At 63.7% G+C, this 16664-nt stretch carries 15 protein-coding genes; 10 read left to right on the forward strand and 5 right to left on the reverse strand.

From position 1 onward, the window contains the following. Positions 1–197 (reverse strand): hypothetical protein (locus DK391_RS45020; protein ID WP_204117467.1); only part of this gene is annotated, 197 nt, incomplete at its 3' end. Positions 198–230: 33 nt separating this feature from the next. On the opposite strand from DK391_RS45020, the gene DK391_RS29680 reads away from it, so the two are divergent. Both DK391_RS29680 and DK391_RS29685 read left to right on the forward strand, forming a co-directional pair. Next, a complete protein-coding gene (locus tag DK391_RS29680) occupies positions 231–632 on the forward strand; it encodes a RidA family protein (protein ID WP_109481570.1) in 402 nt (133 codons plus the stop codon). A gap of 51 nt (positions 633–683) precedes the next feature. Beyond that, positions 684–1622 carry an aldo/keto reductase gene (locus DK391_RS29685; protein ID WP_239482991.1) on the forward strand — a complete coding sequence of 313 codons (939 nt, stop codon included), beginning with the start codon at positions 684–686 and terminating at the stop codon, positions 1620–1622. Positions 1623–1656: 34 nt separating this feature from the next. Here the strand turns inward: DK391_RS29685 and msrA are convergent, their stop codons facing one another. The 3 genes from msrA to msrB are packed head-to-tail and all read right to left on the reverse strand — an operon-like array spanning position 1657 to position 4899. After that, the gene (gene msrA, locus DK391_RS29690) at positions 1657–2406 is read right to left on the reverse strand and encodes a peptide-methionine (S)-S-oxide reductase MsrA (protein ID WP_109481571.1); all 750 of its coding nucleotides are present in this window, start codon (positions 2404–2406) and stop codon (positions 1657–1659) included. Between the two features lie 50 nt (positions 2407–2456). Continuing rightward, positions 2457–4325, reverse strand: coding sequence for a cytochrome c biogenesis protein DipZ (locus DK391_RS29695; RefSeq protein ID WP_109481572.1), 1869 nt, complete (start codon positions 4323–4325; stop codon positions 2457–2459). 49 nt (positions 4326–4374) lie between these two features. Beyond that, positions 4375–4899, reverse strand: a complete 525-nt coding sequence (gene msrB, locus DK391_RS29700; RefSeq protein WP_109481573.1) for a peptide-methionine (R)-S-oxide reductase MsrB — start codon at positions 4897–4899, stop codon at positions 4375–4377. A gap of 188 nt (positions 4900–5087) precedes the next feature. Here msrB and DK391_RS29705 point away from each other — a divergent pair, with 188 nt between their 5' ends. The 6 genes from DK391_RS29705 to DK391_RS29725 all read left to right on the forward strand — a co-directional run bounded on the left by DK391_RS29705 (position 5088) and on the right by DK391_RS29725 (position 12290). Then, positions 5088–5819, forward strand: a complete 732-nt coding sequence (locus DK391_RS29705; protein ID WP_109481574.1) for a response regulator transcription factor — start codon at positions 5088–5090, stop codon at positions 5817–5819. Further along, complete coding sequence (locus DK391_RS29710; protein ID WP_109481575.1) at positions 5816–7333, forward strand: HAMP domain-containing sensor histidine kinase; 1518 nt, start codon at positions 5816–5818, stop codon at positions 7331–7333. Before DK391_RS29705 ends, DK391_RS29710 begins: the two co-directional genes overlap by 4 nt. Before the next feature lie 491 nt (positions 7334–7824). Further along, the gene (locus DK391_RS29715; RefSeq protein ID WP_109481576.1) at positions 7825–8949 is read left to right on the forward strand and encodes an extracellular solute-binding protein; all 1125 of its coding nucleotides are present in this window, start codon (positions 7825–7827) and stop codon (positions 8947–8949) included. Further along, positions 8946–10778: a sensor domain-containing diguanylate cyclase gene (locus DK391_RS29720; protein WP_109481577.1), complete on the forward strand. Its 1833-nt coding sequence runs from the start codon at positions 8946–8948 to the stop codon at positions 10776–10778. Before DK391_RS29715 ends, DK391_RS29720 begins: the two co-directional genes overlap by 4 nt. A gap of 86 nt (positions 10779–10864) precedes the next feature. Further along, the gene (locus tag DK391_RS45025; RefSeq protein WP_204117468.1) at positions 10865–11038 is read left to right on the forward strand and encodes a hypothetical protein; all 174 of its coding nucleotides are present in this window, start codon (positions 10865–10867) and stop codon (positions 11036–11038) included. 193 nt (positions 11039–11231) lie between these two features. After that, a complete protein-coding gene (locus tag DK391_RS29725) occupies positions 11232–12290 on the forward strand; it encodes a hypothetical protein (protein WP_109481578.1) in 1059 nt (352 codons plus the stop codon). 83 nt (positions 12291–12373) lie between these two features. Here DK391_RS29725 and DK391_RS29730 read toward each other — a convergent pair whose 3' ends face one another. Beyond that, entirely contained in the window at positions 12374–13567 is a 1194-nt protein-coding gene (locus DK391_RS29730) for an acyltransferase (protein ID WP_109481579.1), read from the reverse strand. Positions 13568–13941: 374 nt separating this feature from the next. Here DK391_RS29730 and DK391_RS29735 point away from each other — a divergent pair, with 374 nt between their 5' ends. Beyond that, complete coding sequence (locus DK391_RS29735) at positions 13942–15333, forward strand: GH1 family beta-glucosidase (RefSeq protein WP_109481580.1); 1392 nt, start codon at positions 13942–13944, stop codon at positions 15331–15333. Between the two features lie 82 nt (positions 15334–15415). Next, a complete protein-coding gene (locus DK391_RS29740; RefSeq protein ID WP_109481581.1) occupies positions 15416–16660 on the forward strand; it encodes an ABC transporter substrate-binding protein in 1245 nt (414 codons plus the stop codon). Positions 16661–16664 lie beyond the last annotated feature (4 nt).

Below are 16664 nucleotides of genomic sequence, written 5' to 3' on the forward strand. Positions count from 1 at the left end.
GCGGTGTTAGCCCGCTTTCTTTTGCCTACTTTTCTTTGCGGCGGCAAAGAAAAGTAGGTGCCGCCCCGCACAGGGGCGACGCTTGAAGCACAAACACCAAATCGCGGATGCCAGCGAAACCAACACCAAAACCAGACCAAACCCAAATTCAAAACCAAACCCTGCAAAACAAAAAAATCCACGCTAAGGTACGACATTCCCACCATCCAAGGCGCAGCCACAACCCCCAAATGACCGACCTCACCCTGTTCCACATGATCGAAGCAGCCCCGACCCCTGTGGGTCCGTTCTCGCATGCCACGGAATCGAACGGCTGGGTCTTCGTAACGGGCCAGATGCCAACCTACCCCGACGACGACACGGCACCGCTGCCTGAAGGCGTCGCCGCGCAAACCAAAAGAGTCATGGACAATCTGGTGCTGGTTCTGAAAGGGATAGGCCTCGGCCTGGAGCACGGCGTCTCGGCCCGCATCTTTCTGACCGAATTCAAGCGCGACTACGCGACGATGAACGCCATCTACGCCGCGCACTTCCCGCCAGGAAAGTTACCCGCACGAACCTGCGTAGGCGTAACGGGTCTGGCCCGCGACGCATTGGTCGAAATCGACTTCATCGCGCGCCGTCCCGGCTGACGGAATGCACAAACGCATCGACGCCACACACGCACGCCGGCGGTCAAGCCAATGCCCGACAATCATCGCCCCAAAACGCGCCGCGATTTCCTGCACCGGGCGCTAGCGATGCCGCTCGCGATGTCGCTGCCATCCCTGGCACGTGCCGACGACAAGCCCATGCCCCGCATGGAGCGCCGCGCAATTCCATCGACGGGTGAACCGTTGCCGGTAGTCGGCTGCGGCACGTGGCGCACCTTCGACGTCGGCGACGATCCGAACGGTCAGGCGCGGCTCGCCGAAGTGTTGAAAGTCCTCTTCGCCGCTGGCGGTTCGGCGATCGATTCATCGCCGATGTATGGCTCATCCGAAGCTGTCGCAGGAACCCTGCTTACGAGGCTCGACGCGCACAGCAAGGCATTCGTCGCGACCAAGGTCTGGACTCAGGGCAAGGCAGCCGGCATCGCGCAAATGGAAGAATCGATGCGACGCCTGCAACAGCCGCGCATCGATCTGATGCAGGTGCATAACCTCGTCGACTGGCGCACGCAGATCGCCACGCTGCGCGACTGGAAAGCGCAAAAACGCGTGCGCTATATCGGCATCACGCATTACACGTCGAGTGCGTTCGATGAAGTGGCAAGCGTGATGCGCAGCGAAAAGCCCGACTTCGTGCAGATCAACTACGCCGCCGATGACCGCGACGCCGAACAGCGCATCCTGCCGCTCGCGCACGATCTCGGCATCGGTGTCGTCGTCAATCAGCCGTTCGGCGGCGGCGGGCTGCTGTCGCGCGTGAGCAAGCGGCCACTGCCCGCCTGGGCCGCCGACCTCGGCTGCACGACGTGGGCGCAACTGCTGCTCAAATTCGTGCTCGCGCAACCGGCCGGGACCGTCGTGATTCCCGGTACGGGGCGCCCCGAGTACATGGCCGATAACGTTCAGGCCGGCGTCGGTCCGTATCCCGACAAGGCAATGTGCAAACGCATTGTCGACGCCGTCGGCGGTTGAACACCGCCAGCCTGAACGCGAACGCGCGGCAACCTCATGAAGCCGATGCCGAAGCCGAAGCCTTCAGCAACACAGGATCGCTGCGATAGACATCCGGAAACATCTGCTTCAGATAATCGATCTTCGGCAGATCGTTGATCGCGATGTAAGGCGACTCGGGATGCAGCACCAGATAGTTCTGGTGATACTGCTCCGCCTGATAAAAGCCCTTGAAGTCCTCGACCTTGGTAACGATCGGCGTGGAAAACACCTTCGCGCCGTTCAACTGCGCGATATACGCCTGCGCAATACTGCGCTGCTCGGCACTCTGCGGGAACACCGCGGAACGATACTGCGTGCCATGATCCGGGCCCTGATAGTTCAGTTGCGTCGGATTGTGCGCGACCGAAAAGAAAATCTGCAGCAGGCGGCCATAGGTGATCTGCGTCGGGTCATACGTGATGCGCACCGATTCCGCGTGCCCCGTATCGCCTTCGCTCACGGTCTCGTACTGCGCGGTATTCGCCGCGCCGCCCGCATAACCCGACGCAACCTGCTTCACGCCTTTCACGTGCTCGTACACACCTTGCACGCCCCAGAAACAGCCGCCCGCAAAGACAGCCGTTTCCGTATGCACGCTCGCCGCTTTTTCGTCCTGCGCGGGCGGCGGAATCTTGACCGCCTGTTCCGCCGATGCCACATGCTGCCATGCAATCGCGCCCGCGCCGATGGCGACGAACGCTGCAATCCTGCCCGCCGACGTGCGGCTCCAGCCCAATGCGCTTGCGATGAGATTCTTGTTCACGGTGATAGATCCTCGAAAAACTGGGTGATGTCCGGTTGGCCGAAACGCGATCAGCCGAACGTGAATGCGTACGCCTCGACACCCGGATCGAGAAACTCGATCGTGAAGGTGTGATCGGATACGTCGCCCGTCTGCCGCACGAGTTGATAAAGACGCTGTTCAGTGACGATGCCCGTTCCGTCGGCGCCCACGTCGGTGCCGCGTGCATCGCCCGGCGCAGCGCCGTCGATCGTCACGCGGAAGTGGACGGGCTTGCCGCTCGCGCCCGGACCGAGCACCAGATGCAGGTCGCGCGCATGGAAGCGATAGACGATGCGGCCATTCGGTGCGGCGAGCGTCGCTTGCTCCTTGCCCACTTTCCACGTACCCGCGAGTCCCCAGTCGTTGTCGTCGGGGCTCGTCGGCGCAGCGTAGTTGTGCGCGCGGTTCTCGGCCTCGCCGCCCGGCGACGCGAAGTTCTCGGCGCGTGCATAACCGATATACGTTTCGGGCGACATCATGTCGTTGCCGTCGGCAGCGGCTTCCACGCCTTTCGCACGCTGCGTGAGACCTGTGGCCACCTGCGTCGCTTCGGGATGGCCCGCTTCCGCGAGCAGTTGCTGGATCACTTTCTCGGACTGCTCGTACTCGCCTTCGCCGAAGTGGTGATGACGCACGCGTCCCTGCGCATCGACGAAGTAGTGCGCCGGCCAGTACTGGTTGCCGAACGCGCGCCAGATCGCGTAGTTGTTGTCGATCGCGACGGGGTAATCGACGCCCAGATCATGCGTGGCCTTCGTCACGTTGCCGACATTGCGCTCGAACGCGAACTCCGGCGCATGCACGCCGATCACGACGAGACCCATGTCGCGGTACTTCTGCGACCACGCTTTCACATACGGGAGCGAGCGCAGGCAGTTGATGCACGAATACGTCCAGAAATCGACCAGCACGACCTTGCCGCGCAACTGCTCATTGGTGAGCGGCGGCGAGTTGAGCCATTGCACGGCGCCCGTGAGCGACGGCAGCGTACCTTCGACCGGCAGCGCGGCAGCCGCCGACGAGGCACGCATCATCGTGCCGGCAGGCGGTGTCGCGTCAGCCGACTGGCCGTTCTGCGTGTCGGAGGCTTTCATCATGGCGGGGCCGTCATTCGCGGCGTCCTTCGGCGCGTCCTTCGCCACGTTCGCCGACATCATCGCGTCCGCCGGTTTGGCAGGCGACAGCTTGTCCACCAGGCGCTGTTCGATGCCGCCCGTCGCGACCGTCGAGATCTTCGTCAGCACGCCCGTGGCGAGGCCGAGCGCAATCGCCGCGACGCCGCACAGCATCGCCGCGCCGATGCCGCGCCGCACCCATTCGCCTGCGCCGAGCGAGCGCTTCATCGCGGTGAACACGCGTCCGCCGATCAGCAGCGCCACAGCCAGCGACGTCGCCGCGCCCGCTGCATAAGCGAGCAGCAGCAGCGTCGTGCCGACGCTCGCGCCGCGCAGCGCGGCGCCCGTCAGCACGAGACCGAGGATGGGACCGGCGCACGGCGCCCACAGCAGACCCGTCGCGATGCCAAGCAGGAACGAGGCGCCGACGCGCGGCGTGTCGCCGCCCGACTGCGCCAGTTCGGACAGGCGGTTGCCCGCGCTCACCAGCGGGTGCATCAGGCGGTCGGCGAGCCGCGGCAGCAGCAGCGTCAGGCCGAACACGCCGAGCAGCACGATGGCGATCCAGCGGCCATACTGGTTCGCCTGGGTGACCCAGCCGCCGCCGACGGCTGCAAGCGTCGCGACCAGCGCGAAGGTCAGCGCCATGCCGCCGAGCAGCGGCAGGCCGGAGCGCACGAACGGCTGGTCGGCGCGTGCGAAGACGAAAGGCAGCACGGGCAGAATGCACGGACTCAGGATCGTGAGCGCGCCGCCGAGATAAGCGAGGACGATGAGTAACATGATCGTTTGTGGTGTGGATCGGGCGAAATGTGAGCTTTTGAAGAAGGCGTCAGGCCGCGCGCGGCGCGAAGGTCATCGCGAGGCCGTTCATGCAATAGCGCAAGCCGGTCGGCTTCGGGCCGTCGTCGAACACGTGGCCGAGATGGCCGCCGCAGCGCTTGCAATGCACTTCCGTCCGCACCATCCCCCACGATCCGTCCTCGCGCGTCGAAATGGCGTGGTCGAGCGGCGCCCAGAAGCTCGGCCAGCCCGTGTGGCTGTCGAACTTAGTGCGCGACGAAAACACCTCGAGGCCGCAACCCGCGCACGCGAACACGCCGCTGCGGTGCTCGTCGTTCAGCGGGCTGCTGAACGGGCGCTCGGTGCCTTCCTCGCGCAGCACGTGATATTGCGCAGGCGTGAGTTGGGCGCGCCACTGCGCATCGGTATGCATGACTTCGAAACGGGCTGCCGCGTCGCTCGCGGCGTCCGCTGCCGTGGCTCCGCCTGCCGCGAAGGCACGCCATTGCGTGAGGGCAGCCAGCGCGGCGACCGCGCTGCCGCCCGATAACAGGAACCGTCTGCGGCTTTTCATCGTGTGCTCCTTGGTGCGACTCGATTGAACGTGGCCATAGCCTAAGTCCGCCGTGGTATCCGGGTCCTCACGGAAACTTAAAATATTTGTGATAACCCGGCGCCGGAAAATTCTGCACAATGTCAGTGCTGTAAACGTTGTATGCCAACGTTTAATCCCGCGTCATGCCAGTTTTTTCAAACGAGCCGATGGACCATCCGAAGCGCGTACTGATCGTCGAAGACGATGTCGATATTGCGAATGTGCTGAGCCTGCATCTGCGGGACGAGCGTTACGAGGTCGTGCATAGCGCCGACGGCAACGAAGGCTTGCGGCTGCTGGAGCAGGGCAACTGGGACGCGCTGATCCTCGACCTGATGCTGCCGGGTGTCGATGGACTGGAAATCTGTCGGCGCGCCCGCGCGATGGCGCGCTATACGCCCATCATCATCACCAGCGCGCGTTCGAGCGAAGTGCACCGCATTCTCGGCCTCGAACTCGGTGCGGACGACTATCTCGCCAAGCCGTTTTCCGTGCTCGAACTGGTCGCGCGCGTGAAAGCGCTGCTGCGCCGCGCCGATGCGATGGCGAAGGGCGCGCGCATGGAAGCGGGCAGTCTCGATCTCGCCGGGCTGTTTATCGATCCGCTCACACGCGAGGCGAGTGTCGACGGCAAGCGCATCGAGTTGACGCCGCGCGAATTCGATCTGCTGTATTTCTTCGCGAGCCGCCCAGGCAAGGTGTTCTCGCGCATGGATCTACTCAATGCCGTGTGGGGTTATCAGCACGAAGGCTACGAGCACACCGTCAACACCCACATCAACCGGCTGCGCGCCAAGATCGAAGCCGACCCCGCGCAGCCCGCGCGCATCCTGACGGTATGGGGACGCGGCTACAAGTTCGTCGCCGATCCCGCCGCGAACGAGGGAGAAGCGTCGTGAATCTGTCGTTGACGCAGCGGCTGTCGCTGGTGTTTTCCGTGCTGCTGCTTGCGTGCTGCGGTGCATCCGCGTGGCTGCAGATCCGCTCCAGCGACCTGCATGAAAAGGAAGTGATCCAGAGCCTGTCGCGCGATCTCGCGTCGCACATCGCACACAATCCGGCACTCTCCGACGACAGCGGCGACGGCTCGCGCAAGGCGGCGCTGCGCGAGATCTTCGGGCAACTGATGGTGGTCAATCCGAGCGTCGAGGTGTATCTGCTCGATCAGAGCGGCCGGATCGAAGGCGACGATGCGCCTGCCGGCCACCTCAAACGGATGCAGGTCGATGTGCGTCCGGTGCGCCAGTTCATCGCCGGCGATCCGCTGCCGATTCTCGGCGACGACCCGCGCAGCGTCGATGGCCGCAAGGTATTCAGCGCCGCGCTGCTGCCGCAAGCGGCCGGCCGGCCGCCCGAGTATCTGTACGTCGTGCTGCAGGGCGAGGCGCACGATGCGCTGGCGGCGCGCGTCGCCGCCAGTTCGGTGCTGCGCACCACGTTGTGGTCGATGGCCGTCGTCGCCGCGCTCGGACTGGTCGCGGGTTTGATGGCCTTCGGTCTGATCACGCGGCCCTTGCGCCGCCTCACCGACGCGATGCGCAAGTTCGACGCGAACGGCGAGCCGCGCTTTCCTGCCGATGTCCCGCACGCAGCCCGTCTGTCGCCTTCGAATTCGCGCGACGAAATCGCCACGCTCGAATCGACCTTCGCGCAGATGGCCGAACGCATCGGCCAGCAATGGCGCGAACTGACGCGCCAGGATCAGGAGCGGCGCGAACTCGTCGCCAATATTTCACACGATCTGCGCACGCCGCTAACTTCGCTGCACGGCTACCTCGAAACGCTGTCGATGAAGTCGGATACGCTGACCGACACCGAGCGCAAACGCTATCTCGCCATTGCGCTCGCGCAGAGTGTGAAGGTCGGCAGGCTCGCGCAGTCGCTGTTCGAACTCGCGCGGCTCGAACATGGCAACGTGCAGCTCGCGCTGGAAGATTTTTCGCTGGTCGATCTGCTGCAGGACGTGTTCCAGAAATTCGAACTGTCCGCCGAAGCGCGCCGCATCCGGTTGCGAGCGGGCATTCCGCCGCGTTTGCCGAACGTGACTGCCGATCTCGGCATGATCGAGCGCGTGCTCACCAATCTGCTCGACAATGCGATCCGTCACACGCCCGACGACGGCGCCGTCGATGTCGATCTCGCCGTGCATGACGGCAAGGTGTCCGTGACGGTGAGCGACACGGGACCGGGCATGTCGGCGGAAGTGCGCGCCGGCCTGTTCCAGCGGGCGTTCACGTCGGCCGGCGCGCATCGCGGCGGGCTGGGGCTGCTGATCGTGCAGCGCATGCTGCAATTGCACGGCAGCCAGATACGGCTCGTCGAGCGCGAAGGCGCAGGCACGACGTTCTGTTTCGAACTGCATCCGGCAGGTCGTGTGCAGAAGGGCGGACGCGTGATCGCATCGGTGCAGTAGCGTGCCGTGCCGAACGAATGTCATCAAGCATCGTTAGGATCACGCACGCGTTCTGCCTCGCATACGTTTGCGCGCAGGCAGCGCAATGCATCACGCTGTGACTCTTTGCGGTGTTTGCATAAAAGCCCTGAAAAACAGGCGCGAAAATAAAACGCCGGTTTGAAACGCGTTGAAAATTGCTGTGCCGTGTCTACCCGTTTTCGCCGTAATTTCCTGAAACGCTGGCTGAAAACAAAGCGTACGCGAATCGTTAAAGAAGCACGCATTCGCGCCGTTATCAGCGTGTAGACCACGACAGGGTGTATTTTGGCGCGCGCGATTCAGCTAGACTGCAGTTCATTCTCCAGAAGAAAAGCGTCGCCCGTCATTCGCAGGCGACCGAACGCCGTTTTCCTCTCGCATGTGCCAGTTGCATGGCCGCTCACGCGCGGCGCTGCGCCGGCGTGCGCCTTGAAGTGCCCTGAAGCCGGATCGCGATAAGGACAGACGAAATGCGGTGGTGCTACCTGAATGCATGTGTGTGGCGGCGGGTCGTGCCCGTCCGCGTCGCGCGTGCGGCCGTCCGTCGCGTTCGTCCTGGGCGTCTGTTCGACACGGTCATCCTGTTCACGGCCTGCTGCATGATGGTTGCGCATGCATCGGCTGCCGAAAACGTGCTGCGCGTGCTGGCATGGCCGGGCTATGCCGATCCCGACGTCGTGAAAGGTTTCGAAACCCGCTATCACGCGAAAGTCGAAGTGACGCTGATCGATTCCGACGAAGCGCTGTGGGACAAGATGCACGAAGGCAAAGAGCCGCAATTCGACGTGCTCGCGGCGAATACGGCTGAAATCCAGCGTTATGCGCACGACAGCCTGCTCGCGCCGCTCGATCTCGGCAGCCTGCCGAACACGAAGCGCCAGTTGCCGCGCTTTCGCGCGCTGTCGTCGATTGGCGGGCTGACGCAGCGCGGCCACGTCTACGCGATCCCGTTCACGTATTCGACGATGGGCCTCATCTACGACCGCAAGCAGGTCAGTGTGGCGCCGCATTCGATGAGCGAACTGTGGAATCCGCGCTATCGCGGCAAGGTGCTCGACTACAACAGCGCGCAGCACAATTTCTCGTTCACCGCGCTCGCGCTCGGCTATCAAAATCCGTTTCAGTTGAACGACGCGCAGATCCAGACCATCACGCGCAAACTGATCGACCTGCGGCGCAATCTGCTCACGTACTACAACCTGCCGGAAGAAGCGGCGGCGTTTTTCGTGCAGCACCATGTCGCGCTGATGTTCGGCAACTACGGCACGCAGCAGCTCGAACTGCTGCGCCGCGCGGGCGCCGATGTCGGCTATGTGATCCCTGACGAAGGCGTGCTCGCGTGGCTCGACTGCTGGTCGATGACGAGCGCGGCGGCGAACCGTCCGCTCGCGCTGGCGTGGATCAACTACATGCTGGAGCCGGACGTCAGCCGCCTGCTGACCCAGCGCCAGGGTCTCGCCAACACGCTCACGGAAGCACCCGAAAACACGGACAAGAGCCACATCCTGTGGATCGAACCCGTCGAAAACATCCAGAAACGCGAGGCGCTGTGGAGCCGCATCGTGTCGGGCGACCGTCCGGAGCGTTTCCGATGATGCGCCCCGGACTCACCTTCAAGCTCTCGGTGCTGCTGGCGCTGATCGGCGTGCTCGCGTCGGGCACGACCGGGTATTACGCGTATCGCGCGAACCGGACCATGCTGGTGCACGAAGCGGAGCGCAGCCTGCTGACGTCGACAGAACTGCTCGGGCAGCGCTTTACGATGGCGATCACCGACATTGCCGCCGATGCGCTGGTGCTGTCGACCATGCCGTCGGCGGCTGCCATCGCGGCGGGCGACAACGGCGCCGCGCCCGACAACTCGCCGCGCGACCGGCTCGCGCAGGTGTTCGCGAGCTTTATCGTGCAGCATCCCGAGTATCTGCAGGTACGGCTGATCGCGCGCAATCACTACGGGCTGGAGCTGATCCGGCTCGACCGCGAATCGGGCGGCGCAGTGCGCGTGCGGGACGATGCCTTGCAGGAGAAAGGCCAGTTCGCCTATGTATTCGATACGCTCGCGCTGCAGCCGGGCCGCGTCTACATCTCGCCGATTGCCGTCAACCACGAACATGGCGCGCACGCCGCCGAGGGCAAACCGACCTTGCGGATCGGCACGCCCATCGCCGATGCGCGCGGTGACGTGGTCGGCGTGATCGTCATCGATGTCGATCTGGCTGCGCTGCTGCGCCTCTCTCAAGCCGATCTGCCGACCGACTATCAGGTCTTCCTCGCCAACGAGTGGGGCGATTTTCTCGTGCATCCCGACCCGGCCGCCACCTTCGGTTTCGACAAGGGCCGGCGCGTGTTCATGCAGGACAGCTTCGCGGCGACCCGGCCGCTGTTCGAGCAGTCGACGCAGCCCGTGCTGCTGAACGGTCTGTCGCAACCGAAGGAAGCCGCGGGCCATGTGTACGCGTTCGTGCGCAGGCCGTTCGGTGAATCGCAGGGTAACCGCTTCATCGTGATCGGCCTTGCGAAGCCGCTGCACGACGTGCTGGTCGGCGCGAACATGCTCGGCGACAGCATCGTGCGGATGGTGCTGATTTTCAGCGGTTTTGCGATCCTGCTCGCCATTCTGTTCGCGCGCGCGTTGACGCGTCCGCTGCATCTGCTCGCCGATGCCGCCACGCATTTCTTCGCCGAACATACGATGGATGCGTTGCCGCTCAAACGCACCGATGAAATCGGCGTGCTCGCGCGCTGCTTCGACCGGATGCGCCGCGAGATCCGCGTGCAGATGGACGAGTTGCACAGCAAGCAGCACGAACTCGTGCATCTCGCGAGCCACGACGGGCTGACGGGGCTGCCCAACCGCATGCTCTTCATGCAGAAGCTGCAGGAAGCGATCGACAGTGCGCGCAAGCATGGTGAGCGGCTCGCGGTGCTGTTCATCGACCTGAACCGCTTCAAGCAGATCAACGACCAGTTCGGCCATTCCGTCGGCGACGATGTGCTCGCCGTGGTCGCGCGGCGCCTGCAGCATGTGCTGTACACGGGCGACGTGGTCGCGCGGCTGGGCGGCGACGAATTCATCGTGCTGGTGCGTGGCGAGCGTTCCGCCGACGCCGCGCCCGCGATTGCCGCGCGCATCGTGCGCACGCTCGACGACGAGCTGACCATCGGCGAACAGACGATGGCCGTGGGCGCGAGCATCGGCATCAGCCATTTCCCCGCCGACGGCGATTCCGCCGAAACGCTGCTGCTCAACGCGGACGCTGCCATGTACGCGGCAAAATCGGGTGGCAGTTCGGGCGCGTGGCTGTCGTATCGCGAGCTGATCGAAATGCAGCGCGTGCGGGCCGAGCGCGACCGGCAGCGCAAAGCCGCCCGTGAAGCCGAAAAAGACGAACCCGCCGCCGACGGCGCCGACGTGATCGCATAAGACGGCACGACAGCTTCAGGACATCTCTCGACCCGCGGCACGGTTCTTGCAAAAACCTTGCACGTCGAAGCGGAAAGGAGAATCCGATGACCTTGGCCATTTACCTGATCGGCTGGCTGATTTTTATTGGCGGCGTGGCATGGGCGCTTGTCAGCATGCACGTCGCGCAGCATTACGTCGCGATTGTCGCCGTTATCCTGCTCGGAATCGGTGTCGTCACGGGCGCGACGCGCACGCGTGGCCGCGACCGTTCGTCATAGTTTTTTCGGGTTTTTCGTGTCGTGGCAATTCGCTCGCGAGGCCACGGCAGCAGGCGTTTTGCGCCTGTCGCCGTGACCCGCCGTGACATATTCCGACATAGTTTTTGAACTGACTTCGCGGGTCCGTTCTTCTACGATTCATCCGTCGCCACACTGCATCTGCGAAGTGGCCCGAACCGTGCAGGACACTGCCGTGAAAACCCGCTCGCCCATCTTCTCTTCGTTGTCTGGTCTGTTGAATCGTTCGTCGGCTTCGGCTGCACGTGGTATTTCGCGGCGCGTGGCGCTGACGGCGGCAGCGACGCTGATCGGTGCGAGTGCGTCGCTCGTGAGCGTGCCGGCGTTTGCGGGCTGGTACGGTCACGGCACCGCCTACACGTCGCGCGGCGAATACAACGGCGCACACGGCGGTTACTGCAGCGGCGGCACCTGCAATCACGCGGGCGCCGTGGCGGGCCCGTACGGCGGCATCGCGAGCAACTCGGGCAGCGTCACGCGCACGGCGCCCGGCCAGTTCTCGAACACGGGTACGGCCTACGGCCCGAACGGCCGCTCGGTCCAGCATTCGGGCGATACCAGCTGCGCTAGTGGCACCTGCTCGCATACCGGCTCGATGACCGGCTCTGATGGCAAGACGGCCTCGACATCCGGTCAAGTGACGCGCAACGGCGCCGGGCAGTACTCGTCGTCGGGTACGGTGACGGGTGGCAACGGCAATAGCTACAACCACTCGGCATCGACGAATTGCGCAGGCTGGACCTGCTCGCGTTCAGGCACGGTGACGGGCAGCAACGGCGGCACGGTCCCGCATTCGGGCAGCGCGACCAGCGTCGCGCCGGGCGTGGTGGTCACGTCGGGCAGCGCGCCGGGCACGCACGGCAACACGGTGACGACGAGCGGCACTGTCGTGCACGGCGGCGTGGTCGCGACGGGCGGCACGACGGTGGTAACGGGTACGACTACCGTCGGTGCGGCAGTTGTCGTGCCGCCGCCGGTGGTGGTCCCGCCGCCTGCGACGGCCGTCGTGGTGGCAGCGCCAGTTCCCGCACCGGTAGTCGTGACTCCGCCGCCCCCGCCGCCCGCTGTGGTGGTCGCACCGGCTCCCGTCGTCGTGCCGCCGCCCGCACGTGTCGTGGTGATGGCTCCGCCGCCGCCTCCGCATGTCGTGTACGTCGCGCCGAAGCCGCGCCCCGTGATCTTTGTGCCGGGCCACTGGATTGGCCGCGGGTGGATCCCGGCACACTGGGCCTGAGTTGCAACCGCAGATGCAAAAACACAAACGGCGCTTTACGCGCCGTTTGTGTTTTCAGTGCGGTTTCAGTGCCAGGCGATAGATCAACCTGGCGTCATGCCCGGTCCAACCGAAACGGACGGATCGACGGCCCCGGTCCCTGCGGCCACGCTTGCCGGTGCAAGCGCCTTGCTGCGGAAGCGCGAACGAATGCGGCGGCGCATCGGCTCTTCGAAGTACGTGAACACGACGACGCTAAAGAGCAGCGTGAAGACCAGCGGAATCCAGCCGTTGTTCGCGCGAAAACCCGCGAGCCACGCGAGATACGCGATCGGCACATGAATCAGGAACAGCGCGTAGCTCGCTTCGCCGAAGCGCACCAGCCAGCGCTGATTCAACACACCGAACACAGGACGTTCGAGCAACGCGAGGCCGAGAATCAGCGTCGCGAAGAACGGGCTTTGCGGATAGAACACGGGCGTGGTCGGTTGCCACAGCGCGAGGATGATCAGCGCGACGACGGAACCCGCCACCAGTGCCATGCCGCGTTTGTGCATCGACACGCCGCGTGCGCGCAAGCCCTGAAACGCGAGTGCTGCGCCGATGCCGAGCATGAACTCGGCGATCCGGCAGATCGGCAGCGTGCCCGCCAGAAAGTGACTGCGCGAAATCGGCAACGCGACCATGAAGAACTCGATCATCAAGCCCTGCGCGATCCAGACACCGATCAGCGTGATGACGAGCGTCTTCGCGCGCATCTTCACGAAGCGCGCGAGGATCAGCGGGAAGAGGGCATAGAAGAACGCCTCGCACGACACGCTCGATGCCGGCCCGTTCCATGGCTGGTTGATCGCGGCGAACGGAAACCAGGCCGTGATCAGCAGCACCTGAGCGACGAAGCTCACCACCAGCGACAGATTGACCGCCGACTTCAGCGCGAACCACTTGAGCATCAGCACTTCGTTGTGCGAGATGACGAGATACGCCGTCGTGATCGATGCGATGGCCAGCGCGAACAGGATGTTCGGATAGATGCGCGCCACGCGCGCGACGTAGAAGTTGTGCGGGCTTTGGGTCGCGAGTTCGTCGCGATACGTGTAGGTGAGAATGAAGCCGGACAGCACGAAGAACAGCGAGACGGCTGAGCGCCCGCCATCGACGAAATTGAAGAACGACTCAGGCGTGTTGAGCAGCTCGAGTTCCCGGTAGTGCGACAGGACAACGGTCAGCGCGGCGAGAAAACGTATGCTCGTCAGCGCAGGAACGATACCGTTCGCCTGGATGGTCGTCGCTCGCATTGGACTCTCATCTGAATGGGATGCGCCACGTGTTTCCGCATCGACGAGATTCAGTGTAACGGTCCACCCATGCCTTCTTCCCAGCCGGGCGCCCAGGTGTCGGAAAACACCGAGACATTGGCCGAGCGACCCTCGGTGCGCGTTGCGTATGCACAGCGGATAGGCATCGCGGCAAGCCAACCGTCAGCGCCGCGTCATGCCGCGTGCATGTTGATTTCGGACAGCCTCTGTCCGATCCAGACAAACCCTGATTGCTGCGTCAAAAGCGCCACTGCTATCGTGCGCAGGTCATGTGGAAGCGCTTCCACTTTGCTTCCAGCCGTTGACCGATTCGTTTCAAACACGTATCCAGACATTCAGCGAGGGGAGGTTCCGTGGCATACGATGCAGTGGCACCCGGCAGCAGTCAGCAGAGCGATCCGTTCACGCCGCCGTCCGATTCCGTACTCTGGCGCAAGGACTTTCTGCTTGGCGCGGCGACGGCTTCGTATCAGATCGAAGGGGCCGTCAGCGAAGACGGCCGCCTGCCGTCCATCTGGGACACCTTCTCGGCGACGCCCGGCAAGGTGCTGGCGGGCGACACGGGCGCCGTGGCCTGCGATCACTATCACCGCTGGGAAGGCGATCTCGATCTGCTGTCGCGGCTGAATTTCGAGGCGTACCGGATGTCGGTCGCATGGCCGCGCGTGATGGACGAAGCGGGCCGCCCGAACCGCAAGGGTCTCGATTTCTACAAGCGGCTGCTCGGCAAGCTCAAGGAAAAGGGGCTGCAGACCTTCGTCACGCTGTATCACTGGGACTTGCCGCAGCATCTCGAAGATCGCGGCGGCTGGCTCAATCGCGAGACGGCGTACCGCTTCGCCGATTACGCGGACCTGATGAGCCGCGAACTGTCGGGTCACGTCGATGCGTGGATGACGCTCAACGAGCCGTGGTGCTCGGCGTTCCTCGGCTACGGCAATGGCCATCATGCGCCGGGCCTCGCGAACCTGCGCTACGCGACGCAGGCGATGCATCATCTGCTGCTCGCGCATGGTCTCGGCACCCAGGCGTTGCGCGCGAACGATCCGTCGTCGATGAAAGGCATCGTCGCGAATGTCGGGCGCGGCACGGGCGAGACATCGAGCGCCGCGGACCAGCGCGCCGCGCATCTGTTCGAGGTGCAGCACAACGCGTGGATTCTCGATCCGTTGCTGAAAGGCGAGTATCCCTCCGATCTGTGGGAACTGTGGCCGGGCGCCGAGCCGCTCGTGCTCGAAGGCGACCTGCAGACCATCGCCGCGCCGCTGGACTTCCTCGGCATCAACTATTATTTCCGCACCAATGTGAAGAGCGACGGCGCGCATGGTTTCATCGAGTCGCCGCTGCCGGATGTCGAGCGCACGCAGATGGGCTGGGAAGTCTCTCCGGATGGCCTGCGCGATCTGCTGACGGGCTTTCACGGCACGTATGCGAACCTGCCGCCCATCTATATCACCGAGAACGGCATGGCCTCGGATGACAAGGTGCACAACGGTGCCGTCGAAGATCCGCAGCGCATCACGTTCCTCAAACGCCATCTCGCGGCGGTCGATCAGGCCGTGAAGCAGGGCGTCGATATTCGCGGCTACTTCGTGTGGTCGCTGCTCGATAATTTCGAATGGGCGTATGGCTATGAGCGGCGCTTCGGCGTCGTGCACGTCGATTACGGCACGCAGCAGCGCACCGTCAAGCGCAGTGGAGAACTGATCGCGAAGTTCATCGAGGCACGCAAAACGAAGCGCTGATGCATCGGCGCCGATACGCAGTCACAACAAGCTGATAAGCAGTCGACCTGATAAATCGGGCATCGTGCCCGAAGGAGACGGAATGAACAGCAGAAAACAGTGGGCGTTGAAAAGCGGTATCGCATTGGCATTGGCCATCACGGGCATCGTCGCGCATGCCGAGCCGTTGAAGGCCAATGTGATTCACTGGTGGACCTCGGGTGGCGAATCGGCGGCGATCCGCCAGTTCGCCGACGCGTACAACCAGGCGGGCGGCCAGTGGGTCGACAACGCCGTGGCGGGTGCGGACCAGGCGCGTGCGACCGCGATCAACCGCATTGTCGGCGGCGATCCGCCCACGGCTGCGCAGTTCAATACGTCGAAGCAGTTTCACGACCTGATCGATCAGGGCCTGCTCAACAACGTCGATAGCGTCGCCAGCAAGGAGAACTGGGCCGCGATCTTTCCGCAATCGATTATCGACAGCATCAAGGTCAATGGTCACTACTACGCAGCACCTGTCGATATCCACATGCCCGCGTGGTTCTTCTATTCGAAGCCGGTGTTTGCGAAGGCGGGCATTGACGGCGATCCGAAGAGCTTCGATGAATTCGTCACCGATCTCGACAAGCTGAAGAAGGCGGGCGTCATTCCGCTCGCGCTCGGTGGTCAGCCGTGGCAGGAGAAGATTACGTTCGACGCCGTGTTCGCCGATGTCGGTGGCCCGGATCTGTATCTGAAGATCTATCGCGACCGCGACCAGAACGCAGTGAATTCCGCTGCCTTCAAGAAGGTGCTGGCATCGTTCAAGAAGCTGCATGATTACGTCGATCCCGGTTCGCCGGGCCGCAACTGGAACGACGCAACGGCGCTCGTGATCTCCGGCAAGGCCGGCGTGCAGATCATGGGCGACTGGGCGAAGGGCGAGTTCTCGGCGGCAAAGCAGGCGCCCGGCAAGGACTTCGGCTGCTTCCCCGGCTGCGGTCCGCATTCGCCGTATCTCGTAGCAGGCGACGTGTTCGTGTTCCCGAAGACGGACAACGCGACTGCGATCAAGGCGCAGAATCTGCTCGCGACCGTGATGACGTCACCGCAGGCGCAGGTTGCGTTCAGCGCGAAGAAAGGCTCGATCCCCATTCGGCCCGACGTCGATGTGAATCAACTGGACATGTGCGCGAAAGAGGGCATTGCGATCATGAAAGACAAATCGCGTCAGTTGCCGAACCCTGAAATGCTGCTGTCGCCCGACATGCAGGGCGCGTTGACGGACGTCATCACGAACTTCTGGAACAAGAACCAGTCGGTCGACGATGCGCAAAAGGCCTTTGCCAGCGCCTTGAAGGGTTGACGCA

Origin of the sequence: Paraburkholderia sp. C35, from assembly GCF_003121405.1 — a bacterium.
Lineage (GTDB): Bacteria > Pseudomonadota > Gammaproteobacteria > Burkholderiales > Burkholderiaceae > Paraburkholderia.